Annotated in this window: 1 protein-coding gene; it reads left to right on the top strand. The window is 54.2% G+C overall.

The window, feature by feature from the left end; translation table 11 throughout:
* On the top strand, window positions 1-5,431 hold a 5,431-nt coding region (locus PHH49_08490), incomplete at both ends, for a hypothetical protein (protein MDD5488976.1).

Here is a 5,431-nt window from a genome sequence, read left to right as displayed (position 1 = left end):
AAATACGGTGTCCTATGATGACTTAGGCCGCTCGATACAGACGGCCGATATATCTGCAGGCGGCTCGACTTATACCCAGAAGAGCGGGGTATATCTCGAAGATGGCGGCAGGGTAGAGTTCGAATGGAAACTCAACAGTGGGGATGATAATACGCTTAAGTTCGAGGTAATAGACGAATCCGATTCAAGTGTGGTCTACGAGGTCGAGATAAGTGGTACACAGGATTGGCAGAAGATCGTAAGCGATGTACTGCCCACCGGTACTTACGCCCTGCGCTGGACATATGTGAAGGCGACGGATGACCCAGCGATCACGGACCATGGCTGGATAGACGAGATAAACATATACGCCAGATCCAGTAACGCGATGGTGTGTGACGGCGGCAACGACTACATATACATAGATGATGTTCCGGAAGTCAGTATCACCGGAGACCAGACGATAAGTATGTGGGTCAACCCGGAGGACCTCGGCACCAGGAGGTCGCCGTTCTACAAGGCGTATGGGTCCGAAGGAGCTATAGCCATAGAGACTGACGGAACCATAAGTTATTATTACGGCGCCAACGGCGCTGACGGAGAGCCGTATCAGATGTTCAGTTCCGGTACGAAGATCAAGGCTGGGGAGTGGACGCACATAGCCGTGGTCCGAGACCTTGAAAATATGAAGTTGCGCTGGTACATAAACGGGGAACTCGTGAACGAGACCGACGCGCTTTTCTCTCAGGCCAGCGACAGCAGTAACCGGCTGTATATCGGTAACGGTTTCTCGGGTTGTGACGATTATAAAGGGTCGCTCGATGATCTCGCCATGTATTCAAGGGCTCTTACGGCCGTCGAGATCGCCGATATAGCGCAGAACGGAGCAGGAGAGGTTACCGATGGCCTTGTGTTGCATTATACGTTCGATGATGGCAGCCCAACCAACCTTTCGCCCGTTACCGTAACGACCAATACGTACGGGGACATGTCTTATACCGCAAAAACGGTGAAGATATTCAGCGATAGCTGTGATTATGAATCAGCCGCCGTGTCCTATACCGCTTTGCCTGAAGGATATTCGACCAGCTCCGGGGTGTCGGCATGGCAATGCCAGTCCGGCGATGTGTACGGGGATATGGAAGGATACGCGGTCCAGTCCGGGGACACCGCAGGAGGGGCCAAGTCCTATATGGAACGCACCATAGATCTTGAGGGGGACGGGATATTGAGCTTCCTCTGGAAACTGGATTCTTCGGCAAACGATAAACTTAAATTGTACGTGGACGGCCAGTTGAAGTCCACCGTTACGGGTAGTTCCGCGGGATGGACCCTTGTCGAGGTAGCGGTTACTTCCGGGGAACATACCATAAGATGGGAATATGACCGGACACTTACTTCCGGCGCGGCCAGGAATGGGGCATTGGTGGACGAAATAGTGGTGACTTATGGTGATGTCCTGGCCAGCCAGAGAGCCGATGATTATCCGTACGGTACGGAGATATCCACCATGCCGGAAGGATTCACTACCACCGGTTGGGTGCTGCAGAACGCAGTAAGCCAGGACAAACCCGGCTTCGCCGCGGCCTCCAATGACATCGCGGCGGGGCAGAGCACTTCAATGCAGAAGAACATCACGCTGGCCTCGTCCGGCCGCGTGGATTTTGACTGGAAAATATCTTCAGCCGAGGGGAACACGCTTACGTTCCAGATCATAAATGTCGGTAGCGGTCTTGTCGTCCAGGAGGTAAGTATAGGCGGTGAACAGGACTGGTCCAGGTTCACCAGCCAGGAGTTGGCGGCGGGAACATATACGATAAAATGGACCTATTCAAAGACGGCTGGGGCTTCCGTTTATGAGGACAAGGGATGGGTAGATAATGTAAGCGTCATGACAAAGACGTATGACGGCGTGCTGACTTGCGATTCATCCAAGGAATACGTAAAGCTGGTGTCAACCGTCAACATGAACGGTAACCGGACATTGGCGGCCTGGGTCGACATGCCGCTTCCGGAAACCGGGTCATGGAGGACATTGTTCCAGGCCATGGGGGGGACTTACCACCATATAATGGTTAACGCGAACGGTGAGCTCGGCGTGTACAATAACGGCTGGTATTCGAGCGGATATGATCTTGATAACCTGAGCGCCGGTATGCATCACATAGCCACGACCACGACAACTTCTGGTACCAGGTTCTACGTCGATGGTGTCTTCGTGGGCGAGATAGATCTGCGGGTAACCAGTGATCTGGGTGTTATCGGCAACCATTCCGGCTCCGGGCAGAACGCTGGTATAATGGATGACGTGGCGGTGTTTAACCGCGACCTCACTGACGCCGAGATCATGGAACTGGTGCAGAACGGTATCAGCGGGTTCTCTTCCTCGGACATAGAGCTCTATTACGATTTCAGTGACGGTACTGCTACCGACCTGTCTGGTAAGGGACGGAACGGCATACTCTGTTATGGGGCTACGGTGTCACCGATGTTCGACCAGGTGTCTTCCGAGGAGTTCGAGCCTTTGGTCCCGTATTATGACCAGGCATCCTTGCCCGAGGGATACGACACGAATACGGACGGGCGTAAGTGGACGGTCCAGAACGCGGTATCCGTGGACGAATATGGTTACGCGGCAGCTTCTGGCCTTACGGCCGCCGGTGCCGTATCGTTCATGAGCCGTACCGTTTCCGTGACAGGTGACGCGGTCCTGAAGTTCAAATGGAAGGTCGATTCCGCGGCTACCGACAAGCTGAAGGTGTATGTGGACGGCATAGAGATGGATTACATCAGTGGTGACACGGACGAATGGCTGGTGTGTACGGTAGGGCTGGACGCTGGAACACATACGATCAGGTGGGCATATGACCGTTCGGCCACCGGGTCCGGCGCCGCCAGCGCGAACGCCTGGGTGGACGAGATACAGGTGGTTTACGGCGACATAGAGCAGGACTTTACGTACAGTACGTTCGACCCGTCGCTCAGTTACGCGATAAGCGGATATTCAACGGATGGTTGGACCGCCCAGAACATCGTGTATGCAGGCAGCTCCGGGTGCGCGGCGCAGACGAAAGACATACAGTCCGGGCAATCCACGTACCTCTCGAAGTCCGGGGTCGTGTTGTCGGACAAAGGTAATATCGAGTTTGACTGGAAGCTCGCGGCCGGTGATGCTAACGTGATGCGCTTCGAGGTGATAAGGGAATCCGATTCGAACGTGGTGTATTCCATTGAGATAAGCGGTGAGGCTGACTGGGAGAAGATCACGTCAGAGATATTGCAGACCGGCACGTATACGTTGAGATGGACATTCACCAGGAACGAGCTGAGCGCCACGCAACCGGACAGGGGATGGGTAGACAACATCCGTGTTCTGCAGAACGAGGATATGTGTATGGATTTCGACGGTTCAGATGACTACATAAGGCGTAACAATTCCTCGGAACTTCAGATAACAGGAGACCAGACCATTGGTTTCTGGATAAAAGCCGATAATTTCAATACACGTCAGACCCCGATCAATAAGGCCTACGGCGGGGAAGGGTCAATCAGTCTCGAGACCGACGGTACGTTGAACTATTATTACGGTACGGCCGGCAGGGATGCCACGCCGAATCAGTGCGTGAATTCCGGGGTGAGCCTCGAGGCAGGGGAATGGGCTTATGTGTCTGTCGTACGTGACCTTGCTAACATGAAGATACGCTGGTATATAAACGGTGAACTCGTCAAAGAGGAGGATGCGCAGTATTCCTCCGCTACGGCCAGCACATCACCGTTCGATATCGGGCGCGGTTTCGCCGGGAACTTCAATGGCTCCATGGACGAGGTCGTGCTATATAAGGACGCCCTGAGCGAGGCCGAGATAAATTCTATCATGGCATCCGGACCGAACGTGTCCGACACTAACCTTGTGCTCTATTATTCCTTCAACGACGGTAGCGCGACGGACCAGAGCCTTAACGCTCTTAACGGTAGTTTCAGTAATTATCCCATACAGCTTTATCGGCAGGATACGATACTGGATAACGATTTTGACCAGGAAGGAGAACCGGTATTGACGGGTGAACTGCCGTCACAGTACGGGGAAAGCACATGGGTGATACAGAACTCTGTGGTGCCGGAAGGGACAGACGGTTTTGCGGCCCAGGCGTCAGCTACCGCGGCCGGTTCGACAAGCTCCATGTCCAGGTCGATCACGCTTGACGGTACGGCGACGCTTTCCTTCAAGTGGCGGGTAGATTCCGCATCCACCGATAAACTGGTGCTTTATGTCGACGGTTCGCCGGTCGGGCAGATATCCGGAGGAGCGAACGGATGGCAGAGCTGGAGTTCCAGCCTGGGCGCGGGAACCCATACGATACGGTGGGAATATAACCGTACCGCTACATCGGGCGCGTCGGATGATCGCGCCTGGGTGGACGAGGTAAAGGCCGTTTACGCCGATACCATACAGAACTTCTCTTCCGCGTTGCCGACGACCAATGTCCCGGCTAGCGGGATGTGGGTGTCCGGTGACGGTTACGTGTTCCAGGAAGACAACGGGTACAGTGACAGCAGCCCGGCCGTATACGTGCTGGATGACGTAAGTATAACCAACGGTACCTTGAAGACCCGAGTGAACCTCGGGTCGAGTACGAGCAACAGGCCGCTGGTATTCTTCCGTATGCAGGACGACAGGAACGGTTACGCGGTAAAGCTGGACAATAATTACCTGCGTCTGTACAAGGTGACCGACGGGACCCTTTCACAGATAGACGCTAAATACGGTATAGGGAGCCTTTCGGAGAACACCTGGTATGATATCCAGATAACGCTCTCCGGCTCTTCCATCGAGTACTGGGTGGACATGGATGCTGACGGCATCAAGGACTCTAACGAATACAGTACCAAGACGGACACGTCTTTCTCCACGGGCAAGGTCGGCTACGGTACTTCGAACTGGTATTCCCGTACCTATTTTGACGAGGACATAACTGTTAACGGAACGGATTACAGCGTGTCTGATCGGCTGGATTCGATAGCGCGTAATGCCGTCGTGCCGGTCAGCGGGGCGTGGCAGATAGACGGCGGAGCGATCAAACAGACGGCCACATCGCCGGATTACAACAAGGCGCTCGTGAACAAAGCGGGACTCAAGGACGGGTACGTATCGTCCAGTGTGAAGATCGACTATAGCAGCAGCGATTACGCTTACATATACTTCCGTATGGACGCGGCGCTGCAGTCGGGATACGCGGTGCGGGTCGACGGCAACGAAAGTATAACCCTGGAAAGGTTCTATTCTGACGGGAGCAGCACTACCCTGGTAAGCAAGGCGCTCTCCAGCTATATTTCCGGCATAAACATGCAGTCTTACCATCTAATAAGGGTGGACCTCGACGGAACCATGATGACGGTGTTCGTGGACGGAGTGGAGATAATGAGTTATTCCGTCGCGGCCTATTACGATGAC

The sequence above is a fragment of the Candidatus Omnitrophota bacterium genome (assembly GCA_028715965.1).
GTDB lineage: Bacteria > Omnitrophota > Gorgyraeia > Tantalellales > Tantalellaceae > JAQUQS01.
This window is presented reverse-complemented; position numbering and strand designations above follow the sequence as displayed.